Here is a 20,189-nt window from a genome sequence, read left to right as displayed (position 1 = left end):
TTTATTTTTATTTACCAGCGTAATATTTTTGAATCCCTTTTACGATGCCTGCGACCAGTTTATCTTGGTAGCGACTATCTCTGATTTGTTGGCTTTCAGTGAAATTATCCATATAACCAAGTTCAAGGAGGACGGCTGGTTTGGCTGTTTCGCGTAGTACGGCAAAACTTCTTTCTAACTGACCAGCATCCTTAGCCCCTGTTTCGGCTAAGAGAGAGGAGTGGATAGCAGCAGCGAGGCGCTTACTTTCACTAATGCGATCAGGATGGTTGTGCCAGTATTGATTAATCTTACTTGGATAATCAGGTTCATCGCTATAGGAGTAGGTTTGAATACCGCTCGCTTTTGAATATGCGTTTCCAGTTGCATTGAAGTGGATACTGATAAAAATGTCAGAGTTGGTTTTGTTGACCATACGGGAACGTTCTGTAATGAAATCTACATCAATATCACTATCACGTGAGGTGAGAACCTTGTAGCCTAGTTCTTCTAACTTGGTGCGAAGTTTACGGTAGATTTGCATATTGAGATCTTTTTCAGCTACATTGTAGTAAAAGGCGCCAGAATCTCGACCACCGTGTCCGGGATCGAGGAAGATGGTGTTACTGTATTGGCCTTTTACAAATCCACCCTCAGTTGAAACTTCAGAAATCCATTTCCCATCTTTTTGGAAGAGATGGTCTTTTCCAGAAATCTTGTGAATTCCTGTAACATAGCGACCATTTTCATCCAAATAGTAACGCCCTTTGTCTTGACTATCATCGATCCACTCGTTTTTGGCCATATAGCCACCAGACTTGAGATAATAAGCTCCAATCCACTCCTGATTTGCATAATGCCCATTCGCTTTTAGATAGAACCAGCTCTTATAAGTCTTGTCGAAGATCCATTCTTTTTCAGCCATGGCCCCACTGGTCTTGAGGTAGTAGCTTCCTTGCCATTTATCTGCTAGCATTCCCCCATCATGAGTAAAAGAGTACCAAGAGCCCTGGATTTTTTGCCACTTGTCTTGGACGTATCTGCCTGAATCGCTAGCATAGAACCAAGTATCCTTGATTTTGACCCAGTTGTTTTCTGCCATAGCTCCACTCTTCTTAAAGAGGTAGCCCTTGAAGGTTGTTTCGCTCAACATCCTTCCTTCTTTGTCAAAATAGTACCAAGTACCCTTGATTTTCTCCCATTTGTCTTGAGAGATTTTTCCTGACGGCAGAACGTAGTACCAAACGTGATTGACCTCTTGCCAACCTTGAGATACCATGGCTCCACTTTGACCTAAGAAATAGCCATCAATGCTTGTATTGCTGAGCATGATTCCAGTTTGGTCAAAATAGTACCAAGCACCATTGATTTTTTTCCAAGCATTTTGAGTTAATCGTCCAGAAGGAGCAGCGTAATACCATTGATTCTCCAATTTGGTCCAGCTATTTTCCACCATAGCACCCTCTTGGTCAAAGGCATAACCTTTATAGATAGTGGACTGGAGACGGTCACCATTTTGGTCGAAGTAGTACCATTTGCCTTGAATTTTTTTCCAGTTCACTGCAGGTTGGTCATCTTGGTAGAAGCGCCAGTGGTAGTTTTCTTGGTACCAGCCCTCTTTTTTGGGTTTGGCTTCTTGCGCATCTACTTTTGGAAGAACTTCGGGTTCTGTATTCTCCTTAACAATAGCATCTTTTTGATCATCTTTGGATTGCTTTTCTTTAACAGCAGAAGGAGTTTGTGATTGGTTTTCTTCTGCAGAGACGGGAGCTAATATAGATCCTGCTATTGACAGAATCAGAGCACTGGCAAGTAGTAACTTTTTCACTTTCTATTTCCTAACTTTTTCTCTTTCCCTTTTAATCTTTATTTTTTATCAATTATCGAATTGAACTTCTTCTAGTAGATACTCGATAAAGCGTTCGCCCATCTTAGACAGGCTGGTTTTTTCATGCTGGATATAGACTAGTTCAATCGGGTCGTCAATGTCCAGTGGAATGGAAACGATATTGTCTCCGTTAAGGTTGCTGTTCAAAATCCCTGTTGCAATCGTGTAACCATCCAAACCAATCAAGAGATTAAAGAGGGTGGCACGGTCGCTGACTACGATAGATTTTTTGTGGTATTCCTGAGAGAGAATCTCTTCAGAGAAGTAGAAGGAGTTGTGAGTCCCTTGGTCATAGCTGAGGTAAGGGAAGTTCTCCAAGTCTTCTAGTTTAACCTTATCTTTCTTTGCCAGAGGATTGGTCTTGCTGACGAAGATATGGGGCTGGGCTGTAAAAAGATGGTGGGCCAAGAGGTGGTTGTCATCCAGCATTTTCGTTAAAACATCACGGTTATAACTATTCAAAAAGAGGACACCGACTTCACTACGGAAGTTCTTGACATCGTCGATAATCTCCCAAGTCCGAGTTTCACGAAGGAAGAGCTCGTATTTTTCCATATCACTTTTCTTGAGTAGGGATACAAAGGCATTGACCACAAAGGCATAGTGTTGAGACGAAACGCTAAAGAGTTCGCGGTGGGCGACAGGATTTTTATAGCGTTCCTCCAGAAGCTGGGTTTGCTCAACGACCTGACGGGCATAGGAGAGAAACTCCATCCCATCACGGGTTAAGGTAATGCCCTTGGGATTGCGGATAAAGATTTCAATGCCCATTTCATTTTCCAAGTCTCGAACGGCATTGGAGAGACTAGGTTGGGTGATAAAGAGTTGCTTAGCTGCTTCATTCATAGAGCCAGTTTCGACGATTTTGATAATATAGTGTAATTGTTGAATTCTCATGCTTTTATTGTACCATACTTGCGGAAGAATGGGCAATGAAGACGAAGAAAATAGGGGGAAGAGCCGGTCCAGTATTGAAAAAATGTCTAAAATCTGTTAGAATGAAAGCTATGAAAACATTCTATGATGTGCAGCAATTTCTCAAACAGTTTGGCATTATTGTCTATGTGGGGAAGCGCTTGTATGATATTGAACTGATGAAGCTCGAACTCTCTCGGATCTATGATGCAGGTCTGATGGACAAGCTAGACTATCTAGAGGCAGAAGCTGTTCTTCGTAGAGAGCACAAGATAGAATTAGACTACATAGAGAAAAATGGAGATAAGAACTTATGACAATTTGGATTTTGTGGGGAATCGTACTAGCGATGGCGGCATGGATGGGGTATAACTACCTTCGTATTCGTCGTGCGGCTAAGATTGTAGACAATGCAGAGTTTGAAGCCTTGATTCGGAAAGGGCAATTGATTGATGTCCGTGATGCAGCAGAATTTCACAGAAAACATATCCTCGGAGCTCGCAATATTCCTTCAAATCAGTTGAAGTCAAGCCTTGCAGCTCTTCGCAAGGATAAACCTGTCCTTCTCTACGAAAACCAACGCGGACAAGGAGTGACCAATGCAGCTCTCTATCTGAAAAAACAAGGTTTTTCTGAGATTTATATCCTTTCTTATGGATTGGATTCTTGGATTGGGAAGGTCAAGACGAGCTAACATTCTGTTAAAAACTGTCGAATGATAGATAAAGCTAGCATTTTATGGTATCATCATTTATATTAAATTTAAGGAGATTTTGTAATATGAATTCACAACAAAAGAAAAAATCTTCACTTATTTTAGGTATCTTATCTATCGTCCTTGGTTTGCTATTTCCAATAGTAGGTCTGATTTTGGGGATCATAGGATTGGTCTTGGCTTTTTCATACCAAAAAGAATCTGGACTAGACTATAAAACAGAAAAAATTCTCAACATCGTAGGTCTTGTAGTTTCTGTTCTTAACTGGATTCTAACCATCGCGATATTTCTTAGAATTTCTTAGATAAGTAAAAATAAAAAAAGCTTTAAACATAAAGCTTTTTTGTTTTATCCACTTTTTTCTAAGTGTTTTTTAATCAACTCTAATTCTTCTGGATTCAAGGAACGGAATTGCCCTTCTGATAGTTCTGGGTCTAAAGTGAAATCACCGAACTGAACTCGTTTGAGAGAGGTCACCTTGACTCCTACTGAGAGGAACATTTTCTTAATCTGATGAAATTTCCCTTCTGAAATGGTGATGGAGGCATGGCTCTCTGTTGGGCTTGAGGACAGAATTTCGAGCTGAGCTGGTTTACAAGTGGTCCCATCTAAAAAGACGATTCCATCCTTGAATTTTTGGATATGTTCTGACGTGAGCGGTCCGTTTACTACCACTTGATAGGATTTATCGACATGGTACTGGGGATGAAGGAGTTGGAAGCCTAAAGGTCCATTGTCTGTCAAAAGGAGCAGTCCCGTCGTATCGCGGTCTAGTCTGCCGATAGCATAGAGCTGGTAAGACTGGATGTCAGGTGGAAGGAGGTCCATTACGGTTGGCAGTTTCTTATCCTTGCTCGCTGTAACGACTCCGTTTGGCTTGTGAAGCATGAGGTAGCTGTGCTCGTATCCTTGAATCTGCCGTCCTTGAAAGACTAGTTTTTGCAATCCAGTGTCGACATTTTGAGCGAGGGAGCGAGCTGGACTATCGTCGACTAGGATTTCTTTTTTTAATAGAGTCTGTTTCATAGCCTTGCGACTGACCTTTTCTTGGGCTAATAATCTATCTAAACGCATACCAGCCTATCTTATCATAAGTCTCTGACTTTGAAAAGAGTTGCCTTGACTAGAAAAACAGAGTGAAAACATTTACACTTGCTTGAGTTATGTCATTTGACTGAAAATGTGGTATAATTGCTCAGTTAGAAAATAAATTTTAAATAATATAGAGGAAATCATGACAAAATTAAGAGAAGATATCCGTAACGTAGCCATTATTGCCCACGTTGACCACGGGAAAACAACCCTCGTTGATGAATTGTTGAAACAATCTTCAACATTGGACGCTCGTACAGAGTTGGCAGAGCGCGCTATGGACTCAAACGATATCGAGAAAGAGCGTGGAATTACCATCCTTGCGAAAAACACTGCCGTTGCTTACAACGGAACTCGTATCAACATCATGGACACACCAGGACACGCGGACTTCGGTGGAGAAGTTGAGCGTATCATGAAAATGGTTGACGGTGTTGTCTTGGTCGTAGATGCCTACGAAGGAACCATGCCACAAACTCGTTTCGTATTGAAAAAAGCCTTGGAACAAGACCTTGTCCCAATCGTGGTTGTCAACAAAATCGACAAACCATCAGCCCGTCCAGCAGAGGTAGTGGACGAAGTATTGGAACTCTTCATCGAGCTTGGTGCAGATGATGATCAGCTTGATTTCCCAGTAGTGTATGCTTCAGCTATTAACGGAACATCTTCATTATCAGACGATCCAGCTGATCAAGAAAAAACAATGGCGCCAATCTTTGACACGATTATCGACCACATCCCAGCTCCAGTAGATAACTCAGATGAGCCTTTGCAATTCCAAGTGTCACTTTTGGACTACAACGACTTCGTTGGACGTATCGGTATCGGTCGTGTCTTCCGTGGTACGGTTAAGGTTGGGGACCAAGTTACCCTTTCTAAACTAGACGGCACAACCAAAAACTTCCGTGTTACAAAACTCTTCGGTTTCTTTGGTTTGGAACGTCGTGAAATCCAAGAAGCAAAAGCAGGTGATTTGATTGCTGTTTCTGGTATGGAAGATATCTTTGTTGGTGAAACCATTACTCCGACAGATGCAGTTGAAGCTCTTCCAATCCTACATATCGATGAGCCAACTCTTCAAATGACCTTCTTGGTCAACAACTCACCATTTGCAGGTCGTGAAGGAAAATGGGTGACTTCTCGTAAGGTGGAAGAACGCTTGCAAGCAGAATTGCAAACAGACGTTTCCCTACGAGTTGACCCAACAGACTCACCAGATAAATGGACTGTTTCAGGTCGTGGAGAATTGCACTTGTCAATCCTTATCGAAACCATGCGTCGTGAAGGCTATGAGCTTCAAGTATCTCGTCCAGAAGTTATCGTAAAAGAAATCGACGGTGTTAAATGTGAGCCATTTGAACGTGTGCAAATCGATACTCCAGAAGAATACCAAGGTTCTGTTATCCAAAGCCTTTCTGAACGTAAGGGTGAAATGTTGGATATGATTTCAACTGGTAATGGTCAAACTCGTTTGGTCTTCCTTGTTCCAGCGCGTGGTTTGATCGGTTACTCAACTGAGTTCTTGTCAATGACTCGTGGCTACGGTATCATGAACCATACCTTTGATCAATACTTGCCATTGATTCCAGGTGAAATTGGTGGACGTCACCGTGGTGCCCTTGTTTCCATCGATGCTGGTAAGGCTACAACTTACTCAATCATGTCGATCGAAGAACGTGGTACAATCTTTGTCAACCCAGGTACTGAGGTTTACGAAGGAATGATCATCGGTGAAAACTCTCGTGAAAACGACTTGACAGTTAATATCACCAAGGCCAAACAAATGACCAACGTCCGTTCAGCTACTAAGGACCAAACAGCGGTTATCAAGACACCTCGTATCTTGACCCTTGAAGAATCACTTGAGTTCTTGAACGACGACGAGTACATGGAAGTAACGCCTGAGTCTATCCGTTTGCGTAAGCAAATCCTCAATAAGGCAGAGCGTGAGAAAGCCAATAAAAAGAAAAAATCAGCTGAATAAGAGCTAGAAAGAGATAAAGATGGTCTATTTAATCATAGGGATACTCTTATTACTACTCTATGTATTTGCGACACCTCAAAGTATCAAAGGAACAGTCAACATCGTTATCTTGGTCTTTGTAGTTGTTGCACTCTTGATTTTGCTGTTCTTGTCCGTCCTGCAGATTTTCCAATTACCGACAGAATTTTTTGTCACAATCGCTATGCTGGCTCTAGCCTACTTTAGCTTGAGAGACATTACGCTCATGTCTGAAAAAAAGAGCAAAAGAAGATAAATAGAAAGAGAGCTACGGCTCTCTTTTTCAATGTCAGAATGAGGACTAGAGCATTTTCGTTTAGTATTATTTCCATAAAAATGGTAAAATAGTAGGAGTAGAAATGGAGTTTGAGACATGAAAGTAATCGATCAATTTAAAAATAAGAAAGTCCTTGTTTTAGGTTTAGCTAAGTCTGGTGAGTCTGCAGCCCGTTTGTTAGACAAGTTGGGTGCCATTGTGACAGTAAATGACGGCAAGCCTTTTGAGGAAAATCCTGCTGCGCAAAGTTTGCTAGAAGAGGGAATCAAGGTTGTCACTGGTGGGCATCCTTTGGAACTCTTGGATGAAGATTTTGCTCTGATGGTAAAAAATCCAGGCATCCCATACAGCAATCCCATGATTGAAAAGGCTTTGGCCAAAGGGATTCCAGTCTTGACTGAGGTGGAATTGGCTTACTTGATCTCAGAAGCACCGATTATTGGTATTACTGGCTCAAATGGAAAAACGACCACAACGACCATGATTGGGGATGTTTTGTCTGCTGCTGGTCAACATGGTCTCTTATCAGGTAATATCGGTTATCCAGCTAGTCAGGTTGCTCAAACTGCGACAGCCAAGGATACCCTCGTCATGGAACTTTCTTCTTTCCAACTGATGGGAATCCAGGAGTTCCATCCAGAGATTGCGGTCATTACCAATCTCATGCCTAGCCACCTTGACTATCATGGCTCTTTTGAGGAGTATGTGGCAGCCAAGTGGAATATCCAAAATAAGATGACAGCAGCTGATTTCCTTATTTTGAACTTTAACCAAGACTTGGCAAAAGACTTGGCCACAAAAACAGAGGCTACTGTTGTACCATTTTCAACAAAGGAAAAGGTTGATGGAGCTTATCTAGAAAACGGTCTGCTCTACTTCCATGGTGAAGAGGTCATGGCAGCTGATGAGATTGGTGTTCCAGGTAGCCACAATGTGGAAAATGCCCTTGCAACGATTGCAGTAGCCAAACTTCGTGGCGTGGACAATCAAACCATCAAGGAAACTCTTTCAGCCTTTGGTGGTGTCAAACACCGTCTCCAATTTGTGGATGAGATTAAGGGTGTGAAATTTTATAACGACAGTAAATCAACCAATATCTTGGCAACGCAGAAAGCCTTGTCAGGATTTGACAAGAGCAAGGTCATCTTGATTGCAGGTGGTTTGGACCGTGGAAATGAATTTGACGAGCTGGTGCCAGACATCACTGGCCTCAAGAAAATAGTCATCCTTGGTCAGTCTGCAGAACGTGTCAAACGTGCAGCGGATAAGGCTGGTGTGGCTTATGTAGATGCGACTGATATTGCTGATGCGACCCGCAAGGCTTATGAGCTCGCGACTCAAGGAGATGTGGTTCTCCTCAGTCCCGCCAATGCTAGTTGGGATATGTATGCTAACTTTGAAGTACGTGGCGACCTCTTTATTGACACAGTAGCGGAGTTAAAGGAATAATATGAAAAAAATTGTCTTTACAGGTGGGGGGACGGTTGGACATGTCACCCTCAATCTTTTGTTAATGCCTAAGTTCATCAAAGACGGCTGGGAAGTTCACTATATTGGTGACAAGCATGGAATCGAACACCAAGAAATTCTCAAGTCAGGTCTGGATGTGACCTTCCATTCCATAGCGACAGGGAAATTACGTCGTTACTTCTCCTGGCAAAACATGCTGGATGTGTTTAAAGTTGGTTGGGGAATTGTCCAATCCCTCTTTATCATGTTACGACTGCGTCCGCAGGCTATCTTTTCTAAGGGGGGCTTTGTCTCAGTACCGCCGGTTATCGCAGCACGTGTGTCTAGAGTGCCTGTCTTTATCCACGAATCGGACCTGTCCATGGGCTTGGCCAATAAAATCGCCTATAAATTTGCGACCAAGATGTACTCAACCTTTGAGCAACCTGCTAGTCTTGCAAAAGTTGAGCATGTGGGGGCAGTGACCAAGGTTTCAGACCAAAAAACTCCTGAACCAGATGAATTGGTGGATATCCAAATCCACTTTGATCCTAAATTGCCAACCGTATTATTTGTCGGAGGTTCTGCAGGAGCCCGTGTTTTTAACCAACTGGTAACAGACCATCAGAAAGAACTGACAGAACGCTACAATATTATCAATTTAACTGGGGATTCAAACCTCAATGAGTTGAGTAAAAATCTCTTTCGTGTTGATTATGTGACGGATCTCTATCAACCTTTGATGGAGATGGCGGATGTGGTGGTGACTCGAGGTGGTGCCAACACGATTTTTGAGCTTTTGGCAATGGCGAAACTCCATCTCATTGTCCCTCTTGGACGTGAGGCGAGCCGAGGAGACCAGATTGAAAATGCGGCCTATTTTGTTAAAAAGGGCTATGCAGCGGAACTCCAAGAGACAGAATTGACCTTGGAAAGCTTGGAGGAGAAAATCAGTCACCTGCTTAGTCATAAGGACCAATACCAAGCTAGTATGAGGGCTTCAACTGAATTGAAATCTCTTGATGATTTTTATGCCCTACTAAGAAAAGACTTATCATAAGGAAAACCAATGTCAAAGGATAAGAAAAAAGAATCAAACCAGAAGCAAGAATTGTCTGAATGGCAGAAACGAAACCAGGAATACCTGAAAAAAAAGGCTGAGGAAGAAGCTGCTCTAGCTGCGAAGAAGGAAAAGGAAAAACAAGCTCGAAAGGAGGCCAACTCGAAGTTATTGGAGGAGGCCAAGAAATCCTCGAGTCAGTCCGACGAGGAAGATGCAAGTCCAAGTCAGAAACCCTCCGAGAAAGATGAGAAAGCTCAAAAGGAAGACAGCGAAGTAAAAAAAGAGAAAGAGAAGAAGAAAAAAGAAAAGCCAGAAAAACCTGCCAAGCCGAAAATTGCTCCCGTTCATATTTGGAGGGCAGTCGGTATCTTGGTGCCGAGTGTTCTGGTTCTCCTCCTTTCTATCTATCTCTTGACTCCTCTTTCGACTCTTAAGCATATCGAGGTTAAGGGGAATGTCCAGACCCAAGCGGATGACATTAAACAGGTTTCTGGTATTCAGGATAGTGACTATACCTTGTCTTTGTTGTTGAACAAGGACAAGCACGCTGAGAAGATCAAGTTGAATCACTGGATAGAGTCAGCAAAGATTGACTACAAATTTCCGACAAACTTTACGATTGAAGTCAAAGAGTTTGAGATTGTTGGCTACTATGTGACTGGTGAAGACCACTATCCAATCCTGTCTAGTGGAACAATTGACTCAAGCCCTGTCAACCTTTTGAACCTGCCTGAGACCTACCTAACAGTTACCTTTAACGATGAGCAGCAGGTGAAGGATCTGATTGCGGGTCTTTCTAGCATCAGCGAGGACATAAAGAGTCAAATCCAGAAGATCGAACTAGCTCCAAGTAAGGCAACTGCAGATCTTCTAAAAATCACAATGCTGGATACAGATGAAATATTGGTTCCCTTGTCAGAGTTGAGTAAAAAATTGCCTTATTACAGTAAAATTAAGCCACAATTAGCAGAACCGAGTTTTATCGATATGGAAGCTGGAATCTATAGTACGAGCCTAGCGGATAAACTTTTGGAAGAAGCTGAGGAAAAAGCTAAAAAAGAGGCACAGGAAGCTGAGAAGAAAAAACAGGAAGAAAAAGAAGCTGAAGAAAAGAAACAACAGCAACAATAAAGCCCAGTTTTTACTTGACAAGTTCCTATATAAATAATAGAATAGAAAAAAACCTTTAAAGCAGTCCAGAGAGGCAGCTAAGGTTAGACGGTGAAAGGGTGGAGACTACCCATTTTTCGTGGAACCTTGCTGCTAGCAGGTTCCTTTTTTCATAGTCATTTTAAGGAGTTTGGTGGACTGTAAGAAGAATCAGAAGGAGAAATATATGCGTGAGAGTCGCCCGGTCATTGCCCTAGATTTTCCAAGTTTTGAAGAAGCAAAGGAATTTTTAGCCCTTTTTCCAGCAGAGGAAAAGCTCTATGTCAAGGTTGGAATGGAAATCTATTATGCGGTAGGCCCAGAGGTTGTACGTTATTTGAAATCATTAGGACACAGCGTTTTTTTGGATCTCAAGTTGCATGATATTCCAAACACAGTCAAATCGACCATGAAAATCTTGTCTAGTTTGGGTGTAGATATGACCAATGTTCAGGCTGCAGGTGGGGTTGAAATGATGCAGGCTGCGCGTGAAGGGTTGGGAGATAAGGGAATTCTCATCGCGGTGACCCAGTTGACCTCAACATCCGAAGAACAGATGCAAGACTGCCAAAATATTCAAACAAGTCTGCAAGCATCAGTGATTCACTATGCTAAGAAAACAGCAGAAGCTGGATTGGATGGTGTGGTTTGTTCAGCCCAAGAAGCCCAACTCATCAAGGAAGCTACAAACGAAGATTTTATTTGCTTGACGCCAGGTATTCGACCAGCAGGTGCTGAAGCAGCGGATCAAAAACGCGTAGTGACCCCTGGTCAGGCCTATCAAATCGGTAGTGACTACATTGTAGTAGGCCGTCCAATCACGCAGGCGGAAGACCCTGTAGCAGCCTACCATGCTATCAAGGAAGAATGGACACGAGACTGGGCCTAAAGCGTATTCGCTAAGAGATGTAAGGATAAGAAGGAGAAAACCATGACACTTGCTAAAGACATTGCTAGCCACCTATTGAAAATTCAGGCAGTTTACCTCAAACCAGAAGAGCCTTTTACTTGGGCATCGGGTATCAAGTCACCTATCTATACAGATAACCGCGTGACTCTGGCTTACCCAGAAACTAGAACCTTGATTGAAAATGGTTTTGTAGATGCTATCAAGGCAGCCTTTCCAGAGGTAGAAGTGATTGCAGGAACAGCGACAGCAGGGATTCCCCACGGAGCCATCATTGCTGACAAAATGAATCTACCCTTTGCCTATATTCGTAGCAAACCAAAAGACCACGGAGCAGGCAACCAAATCGAAGGCCGTGTAGCCCAAGGTCAAAAGATGGTCGTTGTCGAAGATTTGATTTCAACTGGTGGTTCTGTACTAGAAGCCGTTGCAGCTGCCAAACGTGAAGGGGCAGATGTTCTTGGTGTTGTAGCGATTTTTAGTTATCAACTACCAAAAGCAGATAAGAACTTTGCGGATGCTGGTGTCAAATTGGTGACACTATCTAACTATAGCGAGCTCATTCACCTAGCCCAAGAAGAAGGTTACATCACACCAGAGGGACTCGCTCTCTTAAAACGCTTTAAAGAAGACCAAGAAAATTGGCAAAATGCTTAAAACATAGAAAATCAGGTAGTCACAAGGATTACCTGATTTTTTGAAAGGTTCAGGTAATCAGTTTGAAATTCTCAGACAAATTTTTTGAAAACAGTATGAAAAAGAGTTAAGATGTTTAAGTAAGATAAAAAGCAAACGCTTACTTAACAAGGAGGGCATTTTATGTCATATAAAACAAGTAATGCAGAAGGACCTGTAGACTTTATTAACGCTTATGATTTAGAGGCAATGGCGCAACAAGTCATTCCTAAAGCTGCCTTTGGTTATATCGCCAGTGGAGCAGAGGATACTTTCACTTTACGCGAGAACATCCGTGCCTTTAACCATAAACTCATCGTTCCTCATACGCTTTGTGATGTGGAAAATCCAAGTACAGAGATTGAATTTGCAGGTGAAAAACTATCTTCACCAATCATTATGGCGCCTGTTGCGGCTCATAAATTGGCAAATGAACAGGGTGAAGTGGCGACTGCGCGTGGCGTGCATGAGTTTGGGTCCCTCTATACAACTAGTTCTTACTCTACTGTAGATCTTCCAGAAATTACGGAAGCCCTTCAAGGGACACCTCACTGGTTCCAATTTTACTTTAGTAAAGATGATGGTATTAACCGCCACATCATGGACCGTGTGAAGGCTGAAGGTTATAAAGCGATTGTCTTGACAGCAGATGCGACTGTAGGAGGCAATCGTGAGGTGGACAAGCGTAATGGTTTTGTCTTCCCAGTTGGCATGCCGATTGTTGAAGAATACCTGCCAGAAGGTGCTGGTAAATCAATGGACTTTGTTTACAAATCAGCTAAACAACGCTTGTCTCCACGTGATGTAGAATTTATCGCTGAATACTCAGGATTACCAGTTTACGTTAAAGGACCACAATGCCGTGAGGACGTTGAACGTTCGCTTGCTGCAGGTGCCTCTGGTATCTGGGTAACCAACCACGGTGGCCGTCAAATCGACGGTGGGCCAGCTGCCTTTGACTCACTTCAAGAAGTAGCAGAAGCAGTTGACAAACGCGTACCAATCGTCTTTGACTCAGGTATTCGTCGTGGTCAACACGTCTTTAAAGCCTTGGCTTCAGGAGCAGACTTGGTAGCTATTGGTCGCCCTGTTATCTATGGCTTGGCCCTCGGTGGTAGTGTCGGTGTACGCCAAGTCTTTGAACACTTGAATGCGGAATTGAAGACAGTTATGCAGTTATCTGGAACTCAGACCATTGAAGATGTCAAACACTTCAAACTCCGTCACAACCCATACAACCCAACCTTCCCAGTTGACCCACGCGACTTAAAATTGTATTGATAAAAAGATTGCCTCCACTGAATGTGGAGGTTTTTCTTTGTCTATAGGAAGAATAAATCACCATTGAAATCTATATAAATATATTTTCTAATCAAAAATCTTGCTAGGGCTTTCATTTTTTGCTATACTGGTGCAGTAATTAAATAATAAAGACATTTGGGGTGCTTTAGGCTGAGATGATACCCATTGAACCTGATACAGTTAAGACTGGCGAAGGGAAATGTGAAACGTTTTTTCGTATGGTGAAATGAACAATCTAATCTTGTAAGCTAAACTCTAATTCTTGATTGTAATTGGAGTTTTTTTGTTTATACAAACTGGATAGGCTTGTTTAGGTAGCTCTCTGCAAATGCCCTCGATGTTCTTTAAAAGTATCAAGTGGAATTACGATTTTGCTTGGTATCTCTTGGTGTTTTATTGATTACTAAGGAGTAAAGAAAGGAAAATAAATATGGAAACACAAGACTATGCATTTCAGCCAGGTTTGACCGTTGGAGAATTATTAAAAAGCAGTCAGAAGGATTGGCAGGCTGCAATCAATCATCGTTTTGTTAAGGAACTTTTTGCGGGGACAATTGAGAATAAGGTCTTAAAAGACTACCTGATTCAAGATTATCATTTCTTTGATGCCTTCTTATCCATGCTGGGTGCCTGCGTAGCACACGCAGACCAGCTTGAATCCAAACTTCGTTTTGCCAAGCAACTAGGCTTTCTTGAAGCAGATGAAGATGGTTATTTCCAAAAGGCTTTCAAAGAGTTAAAAGTAGCAGAGAATGACTATCTAGAAGTGACCTTGCACCCTGTAACAAAAGCGTTTCAGGAGCTAATGTATTCTGCTGTGACTTCATCAGACTATGCTCATCTTTTGGTCATGCTGGTCATTGCAGAAGGTCTCTATCTAGACTGGGGTTCTAAAGATTTGGCACTACCTGAAGCCTATATTCATTTGGAATGGATCAATCTCCACAGAGGTCCTTTCTTTACAGAGTGGGTTCAATTTCTGGTTGACGAACTCAATCGTGTCGGGAAAGGTAGAGAAGATTTGACAGAACTTCAGCAACGCTGGAATCAAGCAGTTGCTTTAGAATTAGCCTTTTTTGATATCGGTTATGAATTATAGGACAGTTTCAATACTTTTATGTAGATTAAAAGAATTAACAAACAAACCATATAAATATATTTTCCGGTCAAAAATCTTGCTAGGGCTTTCAATTTCTGTTATACTAGTCCAGTAATAAAATAATAAAGACATTTGGGGTGCTTTAGGCTGAGATGATACCCATTGAACCTGATACAGTTAAGACTGGCGAAGGGAAATGTGAAAAGGTTTTTTTCGTATGTCGAAAAGGACTGTCTAATCTTGTAAGCTAAACTCTAATTCTTGATTGTAATTGGAGTTTTTTTGTTTATCAAAAGAGGATAGGCTTGACGGCAAGCCTTTTGGTAGCTCACCTTGAATGCCCCACTTTTCTTTTAAAAAAGGAGTTTTTTATGTTGAAAAAATGGCAATTAAAAGATGTTATCTTACTTGCTTTCTTGTCTATCTTTTTTGGTGGCGTTTTTGTGGGATCTGGCTATCTGTTTGATATCCTCACTCTGATTTTAGCCCCTCTTGGTTTACAGGCTTTTGCCAATGAAATCCTCTTTGGTCTCTGGTGTATGGCTGCACCTATTGCGGCTATCTTTGTTCCAAGAGTCGGAAGTGCAACGATTGGAGAAGTGCTCGCTGCGCTTGCTGAAGTTCTTTATGGTAGCCAATTCGGTCTAGGTGCTCTTTTGTCTGGCTTGGTTCAAGGTTTGGGAAGTGAACTTGGTTTTATCGTAACCAAGAATCGCTATGAAAGTTGGCTCTCTCTAACTGCTAATAGTATTGGGATTACGCTTGTTAGTTTTGTCTATGAATACATTAAGTTAGGTTACTACGCCTTCTCCCTTCCTTTTGTCCTTTCCTTGCTTGTGGTGCGCTTTATTTCTGTCTTTTTCTTCTGTACCATCTTGGTTCGTGCCATTGTCAAACTCTATCATCAGTTTGCTGCTGGAGGAAAGGCATAGATGGGCCTGGAATTAAGAGGGATTCAATCCCCAATCTTTTCGGAACCGATTGATTTTACTTTTCATGGGCAAGCTTTTACCTTGTTAGTTGGGAGCAGTGGTTCAGGAAAATCCAGTCTCTTTCAAGTCATTGCTCAAGTCAGTTCTCTTCCCTATAGTGGTCAAGTCCTGATAGATGGGAGCGAGGTCAGTCAGCTTTCTATCGTCGAACGTGTCCAGACGGTTGGCATTCTCTTTCAAAATCCTAATCATCAATTTACCATGGAGAATTTGTTTGAGGAGCTGATTTTTACCTTGGAAAATATTGGGCATCCCGTTCAGGAGATTGATGCTAAAATAGCAGAGGTTGTCCAGCAATGTCGCTGTAAGGCGATTTTGCACCGTCCAATTCATCACTTATCAGGTGGGGAAAAGCAAAAGGCTGCTTTGGCTGTTCTCTTTGCTATGAATCCTAGGGTCTATCTCTTGGATGAGCCCTTTGCTTCCATTGACCGCAAGAGCAGAATCGAGATATTGGAGATTCTAAAAGAGTTGGCTCTTGATGGGAAGGCAGTCATCCTGTGCGACCATGATTTATCTGATTATGAAGCCTATATCGACCATATGGTGGAGCTGAGAGACGGGCAACTGAGGGAAGTGTTTCAAGTCCCTTACTCTGAGATGATACAGGTTTCTTCAAAGGAAGTTGCTTCTAGTCCAGAACTATTCCATTTGGATCGTCTGACTTGTGAGCTGGATCATCGCCCCCTCTTTTCAATTGCGGATTTTACATTCTACCAAGGAATTTCCTGTATCTTGGGTGATAATGGTGTCGGGAAATCAACCCTCTTTCGCTCTATTCTTCAATTTCAAAAGTATAAGGGGCGCATTACCTGGAAGGGGACAGTCCTGAAAAAGAAAAAGAGTTTGTACCGTGACCTGACGGGTGTTGTTCAGGAAGCTGAGAAGCAGTTTATCAGAGCCAGTCTGCGAGAAGAGCTTCAATTAGATGGACCTGATTCCGAAAGAAATCAGCGAATTTTCCAAGCTTTACAATATTTTGATCTGGAGCAGGCACTTGATAAGAGTCCCTATCAATTAAGTGGTGGTCAGCAAAAGATTCTTCAGCTCTTGACCATCTTGACCAGCAAGGCTTCTGTGATCTTGCTAGATGAGCCATTTGCTGGTTTGGATGATAGAGCCTGCCATTATTTTTGTCAGTGGATTCTGGAGGAGAGAAATCAAGGAAGAAGTTTTCTGATCATTAGCCATCGTTTAGATCCCTTGATCTCTGTGGTTGATTATTGGATTGAGATGACTAGTCAGGGTCTCAGTCATGTGAAAGAAGTGACAATTACCAAACCACTCATATCTCAGAGTAGCAATATTCAAGGGGAGGTAAGATAGTATGATCAAAGTAGCAACCAAGACACCGATTATCAGTCTCTTCTTGCTGATTTTATCCTTGGAAACATCTTTCATTCCTTCGATTGCTCTGAATCTTTCGGTAGTCGCATTTTGCATCCTCTTTATGCTCTATTATCGTCGATTTAAGATGTTGGCTTGGATGATTCTACTAGCCATTTTGCCATCTTTGGCCAACTACTGGGCAGTTCAGTTACACGGAGATGCTTCGCAGGCAGTGATGCTTGGAACGAGGGCCTTTGTGACGGTTTGTATTGGTCTTGTCTTTGTTTCCTCTATTTCCCTAAAAGAGCTTCTTTTGTACTTGGCTCAAAAGGGGTTATCGCGTTCTTGGGCCTATGCCTTAATTGTGGTATTCAATGCCTTTCCCCTTATTCAGAAAGAAATCAAGTCCCTCAAAGAAGCTTGCCTATTACGTGGTCAAGAACTGCATGTTTGGTCTCCCCTGATTTACAGTAAGGTTCTGATGACGGTTTTTAGGTGGCGCCATCTTTACCTGAGAGCTTTGTCTGCACATGGATATGATGAGCATGCACAGTTGGAGAATCGCTATCGGACTTTTTATATTTCTAAAAAAACAAAATTAATCTACCTGCTGTTCTTTTTATTGCTTCAAACCAGTTTATTTCTATAAAGGAGTTATTATGGAATTTACAGATATTGCGATGGAATTATCCAAGGAAGCTTGGCAGGCTTCCTTTCAGCATCCCTTTGTTTTACAGTTACAAGAGGGAACGTTGGAACCTTCTATTTTCCGCTATTACCTGATTCAGGATGCCTACTATCTGAAGTCCTTCTCAGAAGCCTATCACCTCTTGGCTGGTAAGACTTCAAACGAGGAGATGAAAAGACTCTTGAAACAAAATGCCCAGAGTCTAGTGGAGGGTGAGTTGTTTATTCGCCAAGAATTTTTCAAGGAATTAGGAATCAGCGACCAGGAAATGGAGCAACATCCAATCGCTCCAACCTGTTATCATTACATTTCTCATATTTATCGCCAGTTTGCAGAGCAAAACTTGGGCATTGCTTTTGCTAGTTTGCTTCCATGTCCTTGGTTATACCATGATTTGGGCAAGGCACTTAATCGCAAACCATCCCCGAATCCTCTTTATCAACAGTGGATTGAAACCTATATCACCGATGAGTTAGAACAGCAGATTAAAGAGGAAGAAGCGCTGGTTAATCAGCTCTATCGAGAAAGCGACGAGACGGACAAACAAAAAATGCTAGAGGCCTTCCACCGAAGTGTCCACATGGAAGCCAAGTTTTGGGAGATGGCTTACCAACATCAAACCTGGACGAGTGATTTGCAGTCCTTAGAAACAGAGAAGAAATAGAAAATGAGAAACCACCGACTTCAAGTTCACAAATTAACCATTTTATCCATGATGATTGCCCTTGACGTAGTTCTTACACCCATCTTTCGAATTGAAGGAATGGCACCAATGTCCAGTGTAGTCAACATTCTTGCAGGAATCTTGATGGGGCCTGTTTATGCCTTGGTCATGGCTACAGTCACAGCCTTTATCCGTATGTCTACTCAAGGCATTCCGCCCTTGGCCCTCACAGGAGCTACTTTTGGAGCCCTCCTTGCAGGTCTCTTTTATAAGTACGGTCGAAAATTTCATTATTCTGCCCTAGGAGAGATTTTGGGAACAGGGATTATCGGTTCCATTGTTTCCTATCCTGTCATGGTTCTCTTTACGGGATCTGCGGCCAAGCTCAGCTGGTTTATCTATACTCCGCGATTTTTCGGAGCGACCTTGATCGGTACAGCCATAGCTTTTCTTGCCTTTCGATTTTTAATCAAGCAGGAATTCTTTAAAAAAGTACAAGGATATTTCTTTGGAGAAAGGATAGACTGATGCAGGAATTTACAAATCCCTTTCCTCTGAGCTCTAGCTCCTTAATTCACTGCATCACCAATGAGATTTCCTGTGAGATGCTGGCAAATGGCATTTTGGCTCTGGGATCTAAACCTGTCATGGCAGATGATCCCCGTGAGGTTCTTGATTTTACTAAGCAAAGCCAAGCTCTCTTCATCAATTTGGGGCATTTGTCAGCTGAGAAGGAGAAAGCAATCCGCATGGCAGCTACTTATGCAGCTCAAGCTTGTCTCCCAATGGTAGTAGATGCGGTTGGCGTAGCAGCATCACCCATTCGTAAGGATCTAGTCACAGATCTTTTAGAATACAAGCCCACGGTCCTTAAAGGAAATATGTCTGAAATCCGAAGTCTTGTTGGCTTAAAACACCATGGAGTTGGAGTTGACGCTAGCCATAAAGATCAAGAAACGGAGGATTTGCTTCGGGTCTTGAAAGACTGGTGTCAGCTTTATCCTGGTATGTCATTTTTAGTCACTGGCCCCAAGGACCTCATCGTTTCGGAGAATCAGATTGCAATATTGGGAAATGGCTGTGACGAATTAGACTGGATAACAGGGACAGGAGACTTGGTTGGAGCCTTGACAGCCGTTTTTCTTAGCCAAGAAATGACTGCCTTTGAAGCTTCTTGTCTAGCGGTCTCTTATCTCAATATCGCTGCTGAGAGAATAGTTGTTCAAGGAATGGGATTAGAAGATTTTCGTTACCAAGTTCTCAATCAACTCTCTCTCTTAAAAAGAGATGAAAACTGGCTAGAAGCCATCAAAGGAGATTTTTATGAATAGAGAAGTACTTAAACTGTATCTAGTAACCAATCGCTACCAAGATTCCTTGGAAAACTTTCTTGAAAAGGTCGAGACGGCCTGTCGTTCAGGTGTTACTATCATACAGCTACGAGAAAAAAATCTCACAACCAATCAATACTATCAACTGGCAAAACAAGTCAAGGAAATAACAGATGCCTATCAGGTGCCCTTGATCATCGATGATCGGTTGGATGTCTGTCTTGCAGTCGATGCTGCTGGGTTGCATATCGGCGACGATGAACTACCAGTTTCGGTTGCTCGCAAAGTCTTGGGTCCTGAAAAAATCCTCGGTGTCACTGCTAAAACAGTAAAAAGAGCCCTGGAAGCAGAAACATCGGGTGCGGATTACTTGGGAACAGGAGCCATTTTCCCGACTACGACCAAAGAAAATGCACCTATCACCCAGATTTCAACCTTGAAAACAATTTGCCAAACGGTCGCCATTCCAGTAGTTGCTATTGGAGGCCTGACGTCAGAGAATATTGACCAACTTAGCGGCACGGGTATAGCTGGAGTAGCTGTTGTCAGGGATCTGATGCAGGCAGAAGATATTGAGGCAAAAACACAAGCCTTTTTAACAAAGCTAAATGACATTGTTTCCTAATCAAAAACTCTCTAATTCCCTTAAAGTGGGAACTAGAGAGTTTTTTC

The 20,189-nt window shown here is 42.3% G+C and carries 22 protein-coding genes and 2 riboswitches; of the genes, 19 read left to right on the top strand and 3 right to left on the bottom strand.

All coding sequences use genetic code 11. The features are described 5' to 3' along the window. Positions 1 to 7 precede the first annotated feature (7 nt). Together MK409_RS04530 and MK409_RS04525 are read right to left on the bottom strand one after the other, a co-directional pair. Positions 8 to 1,807: an N-acetylmuramoyl-L-alanine amidase gene (locus tag MK409_RS04530; protein WP_000734928.1), complete on the bottom strand. Its 1,800-nt coding sequence runs from the start codon at positions 1,805 to 1,807 to the stop codon at positions 8 to 10. Positions 1,808 to 1,855: 48 nt separating this feature from the next. Then, positions 1,856 to 2,764 (bottom strand): LysR family transcriptional regulator, encoded by a 909-nt coding sequence (locus MK409_RS04525; protein ID WP_001222590.1) that lies wholly within the window; start codon positions 2,762 to 2,764, stop codon positions 1,856 to 1,858. A gap of 101 nt (positions 2,765 to 2,865) precedes the next feature. Between MK409_RS04525 and MK409_RS04520 the strand changes: the two genes are divergently transcribed. The 3 genes from MK409_RS04520 to MK409_RS04510 all read left to right on the top strand — a co-directional run bounded on the left by MK409_RS04520 (position 2,866) and on the right by MK409_RS04510 (position 3,802). Next, a complete protein-coding gene (locus MK409_RS04520) occupies positions 2,866 to 3,099 on the top strand; it encodes a YqgQ family protein (protein ID WP_002874361.1) in 234 nt (77 codons plus the stop codon). Beyond that, positions 3,096 to 3,476, top strand: coding sequence for a rhodanese-like domain-containing protein (locus MK409_RS04515; RefSeq protein ID WP_268705482.1), 381 nt, complete (start codon positions 3,096 to 3,098; stop codon positions 3,474 to 3,476). Before MK409_RS04520 ends, MK409_RS04515 begins: the two co-directional genes overlap by 4 nt. Positions 3,477 to 3,562: 86 nt before the next feature. Next, a complete protein-coding gene (locus MK409_RS04510) occupies positions 3,563 to 3,802 on the top strand; it encodes a DUF4190 domain-containing protein (RefSeq protein ID WP_268705481.1) in 240 nt (79 codons plus the stop codon). 44 nt (positions 3,803 to 3,846) lie between these two features. On the opposite strand, the gene MK409_RS04505 is transcribed toward MK409_RS04510, so the two are convergent. Next, positions 3,847 to 4,572: a 16S rRNA pseudouridine(516) synthase gene (locus tag MK409_RS04505; protein WP_268705480.1), complete on the bottom strand. Its 726-nt coding sequence runs from the start codon at positions 4,570 to 4,572 to the stop codon at positions 3,847 to 3,849. Between the two features lie 160 nt (positions 4,573 to 4,732). Between MK409_RS04505 and typA the strand changes: the two genes are divergently transcribed. From typA to thiE, 16 genes are all read left to right on the top strand, one after another. After that, positions 4,733 to 6,574, top strand: coding sequence for a translational GTPase TypA (typA, locus tag MK409_RS04500; protein WP_268705479.1), 1,842 nt, complete (start codon positions 4,733 to 4,735; stop codon positions 6,572 to 6,574). 19 nt (positions 6,575 to 6,593) lie between these two features. Beyond that, entirely contained in the window at positions 6,594 to 6,848 is a 255-nt protein-coding gene (locus tag MK409_RS04495) for a DUF3165 family protein (protein WP_061852761.1), read from the top strand. A 117-nt stretch (positions 6,849 to 6,965) separates the two neighbouring features. After that, positions 6,966 to 8,318 (top strand): UDP-N-acetylmuramoyl-L-alanine--D-glutamate ligase, encoded by a 1,353-nt coding sequence (gene murD / locus MK409_RS04490; RefSeq protein ID WP_268705478.1) that lies wholly within the window; start codon positions 6,966 to 6,968, stop codon positions 8,316 to 8,318. Between the two features lies 1 nt (position 8,319). Continuing rightward, the gene (locus MK409_RS04485; RefSeq protein ID WP_268705477.1) at positions 8,320 to 9,378 is read left to right on the top strand and encodes a UDP-N-acetylglucosamine--N-acetylmuramyl-(pentapeptide) pyrophosphoryl-undecaprenol N-acetylglucosamine transferase; all 1,059 of its coding nucleotides are present in this window, start codon (positions 8,320 to 8,322) and stop codon (positions 9,376 to 9,378) included. Between the two features lie 9 nt (positions 9,379 to 9,387). Beyond that, the gene (locus tag MK409_RS04480) at positions 9,388 to 10,512 is read left to right on the top strand and encodes a cell division protein FtsQ/DivIB (protein ID WP_268705476.1); all 1,125 of its coding nucleotides are present in this window, start codon (positions 9,388 to 9,390) and stop codon (positions 10,510 to 10,512) included. Positions 10,513 to 10,717: 205 nt separating this feature from the next. Then, positions 10,718 to 11,419, top strand: a complete 702-nt coding sequence (pyrF, locus tag MK409_RS04475) for an orotidine-5'-phosphate decarboxylase (RefSeq protein WP_001209288.1) — start codon at positions 10,718 to 10,720, stop codon at positions 11,417 to 11,419. A gap of 42 nt (positions 11,420 to 11,461) precedes the next feature. After that, positions 11,462 to 12,094 carry an orotate phosphoribosyltransferase gene (gene pyrE / locus MK409_RS04470; protein ID WP_000170890.1) on the top strand — a complete coding sequence of 211 codons (633 nt, stop codon included), beginning with the start codon at positions 11,462 to 11,464 and terminating at the stop codon, positions 12,092 to 12,094. Positions 12,095 to 12,256: 162 nt separating this feature from the next. Beyond that, on the top strand, positions 12,257 to 13,393 hold the full coding sequence (gene lctO, locus MK409_RS04465; protein ID WP_045617471.1) for an L-lactate oxidase: 1,137 nt from the start codon (positions 12,257 to 12,259) through the stop codon (positions 13,391 to 13,393). Between the two features lie 147 nt (positions 13,394 to 13,540). Further along, a riboswitch (TPP riboswitch) is annotated at positions 13,541 to 13,629 on the top strand. Positions 13,630 to 13,844: 215 nt separating this feature from the next. Continuing rightward, positions 13,845 to 14,513: a TenA family protein gene (locus MK409_RS04460; RefSeq protein ID WP_268705475.1), complete on the top strand. Its 669-nt coding sequence runs from the start codon at positions 13,845 to 13,847 to the stop codon at positions 14,511 to 14,513. Between the two features lie 123 nt (positions 14,514 to 14,636). Beyond that, positions 14,637 to 14,725: riboswitch (TPP riboswitch) on the top strand. 159 nt (positions 14,726 to 14,884) lie between these two features. Next, the gene (locus MK409_RS04455; protein WP_000915275.1) at positions 14,885 to 15,445 is read left to right on the top strand and encodes an ECF transporter S component; all 561 of its coding nucleotides are present in this window, start codon (positions 14,885 to 14,887) and stop codon (positions 15,443 to 15,445) included. Beyond that, complete coding sequence (locus MK409_RS04450) at positions 15,446 to 16,831, top strand: ATP-binding cassette domain-containing protein (RefSeq protein ID WP_268705474.1); 1,386 nt, start codon at positions 15,446 to 15,448, stop codon at positions 16,829 to 16,831. A gap of 1 nt (position 16,832) precedes the next feature. Beyond that, positions 16,833 to 17,483 carry an energy-coupling factor transporter transmembrane component T gene (locus tag MK409_RS04445; RefSeq protein ID WP_268705473.1) on the top strand — a complete coding sequence of 217 codons (651 nt, stop codon included), beginning with the start codon at positions 16,833 to 16,835 and terminating at the stop codon, positions 17,481 to 17,483. Positions 17,484 to 17,493: 10 nt separating this feature from the next. Then, positions 17,494 to 18,186, top strand: coding sequence for a thiaminase II (gene tenA, locus MK409_RS04440; RefSeq protein ID WP_268705472.1), 693 nt, complete (start codon positions 17,494 to 17,496; stop codon positions 18,184 to 18,186). 3 nt (positions 18,187 to 18,189) lie between these two features. Beyond that, entirely contained in the window at positions 18,190 to 18,714 is a 525-nt protein-coding gene (gene thiW, locus MK409_RS04435; RefSeq protein ID WP_001244067.1) for an energy coupling factor transporter S component ThiW, read from the top strand. After that, positions 18,714 to 19,517 carry a hydroxyethylthiazole kinase gene (locus tag MK409_RS04430; RefSeq protein ID WP_268705471.1) on the top strand — a complete coding sequence of 268 codons (804 nt, stop codon included), beginning with the start codon at positions 18,714 to 18,716 and terminating at the stop codon, positions 19,515 to 19,517. Before thiW ends, MK409_RS04430 begins: the two co-directional genes overlap by 1 nt. After that, the gene (gene thiE / locus MK409_RS04425) at positions 19,510 to 20,142 is read left to right on the top strand and encodes a thiamine phosphate synthase (RefSeq protein WP_268705470.1); all 633 of its coding nucleotides are present in this window, start codon (positions 19,510 to 19,512) and stop codon (positions 20,140 to 20,142) included. Before MK409_RS04430 ends, thiE begins: the two co-directional genes overlap by 8 nt. Positions 20,143 to 20,189: the final 47 nt, after the last annotated feature.

The organism is Streptococcus oralis (assembly GCF_026782375.1).
Classification (GTDB): domain Bacteria; phylum Bacillota; class Bacilli; order Lactobacillales; family Streptococcaceae; genus Streptococcus; species Streptococcus oralis_CL.
This window is presented reverse-complemented; position numbering and strand designations above follow the sequence as displayed.

Coding starts and splice junctions, on each gene's coding strand:
- MK409_RS04520 (WP_002874361.1), top strand. CDS start 2,866: ATGAAAGCTATGAAAACATTCTATGATGTGCAGCAATTTCTCAAACAG.
- MK409_RS04460 (WP_268705475.1), top strand. CDS start 13,845: ATGGAAACACAAGACTATGCATTTCAGCCAGGTTTGACCGTTGGAGAA.
- tenA (WP_268705472.1), top strand. CDS start 17,494: ATGGAATTTACAGATATTGCGATGGAATTATCCAAGGAAGCTTGGCAG.
- typA (WP_268705479.1), top strand. CDS start 4,733: ATGACAAAATTAAGAGAAGATATCCGTAACGTAGCCATTATTGCCCAC.
- MK409_RS04495 (WP_061852761.1), top strand. CDS start 6,594: ATGGTCTATTTAATCATAGGGATACTCTTATTACTACTCTATGTATTT.
- pyrF (WP_001209288.1), top strand. CDS start 10,718: ATGCGTGAGAGTCGCCCGGTCATTGCCCTAGATTTTCCAAGTTTTGAA.
- MK409_RS04515 (WP_268705482.1), top strand. CDS start 3,096: ATGACAATTTGGATTTTGTGGGGAATCGTACTAGCGATGGCGGCATGG.
- MK409_RS04525 (WP_001222590.1), bottom strand. CDS start 2,764: ATGAGAATTCAACAATTACACTATATTATCAAAATCGTCGAAACTGGC.
- murD (WP_268705478.1), top strand. CDS start 6,966: ATGAAAGTAATCGATCAATTTAAAAATAAGAAAGTCCTTGTTTTAGGT.
- pyrE (WP_000170890.1), top strand. CDS start 11,462: ATGACACTTGCTAAAGACATTGCTAGCCACCTATTGAAAATTCAGGCA.
- MK409_RS04455 (WP_000915275.1), top strand. CDS start 14,885: ATGTTGAAAAAATGGCAATTAAAAGATGTTATCTTACTTGCTTTCTTG.
- thiW (WP_001244067.1), top strand. CDS start 18,190: ATGAGAAACCACCGACTTCAAGTTCACAAATTAACCATTTTATCCATG.
- MK409_RS04510 (WP_268705481.1), top strand. CDS start 3,563: ATGAATTCACAACAAAAGAAAAAATCTTCACTTATTTTAGGTATCTTA.
- MK409_RS04485 (WP_268705477.1), top strand. CDS start 8,320: ATGAAAAAAATTGTCTTTACAGGTGGGGGGACGGTTGGACATGTCACC.
- lctO (WP_045617471.1), top strand. CDS start 12,257: ATGTCATATAAAACAAGTAATGCAGAAGGACCTGTAGACTTTATTAAC.
- MK409_RS04480 (WP_268705476.1), top strand. CDS start 9,388: ATGTCAAAGGATAAGAAAAAAGAATCAAACCAGAAGCAAGAATTGTCT.
- MK409_RS04450 (WP_268705474.1), top strand. CDS start 15,446: ATGGGCCTGGAATTAAGAGGGATTCAATCCCCAATCTTTTCGGAACCG.
- MK409_RS04505 (WP_268705480.1), bottom strand. CDS start 4,572: ATGCGTTTAGATAGATTATTAGCCCAAGAAAAGGTCAGTCGCAAGGCT.
- MK409_RS04445 (WP_268705473.1), top strand. CDS start 16,833: ATGATCAAAGTAGCAACCAAGACACCGATTATCAGTCTCTTCTTGCTG.
- thiE (WP_268705470.1), top strand. CDS start 19,510: ATGAATAGAGAAGTACTTAAACTGTATCTAGTAACCAATCGCTACCAA.
- MK409_RS04430 (WP_268705471.1), top strand. CDS start 18,714: ATGCAGGAATTTACAAATCCCTTTCCTCTGAGCTCTAGCTCCTTAATT.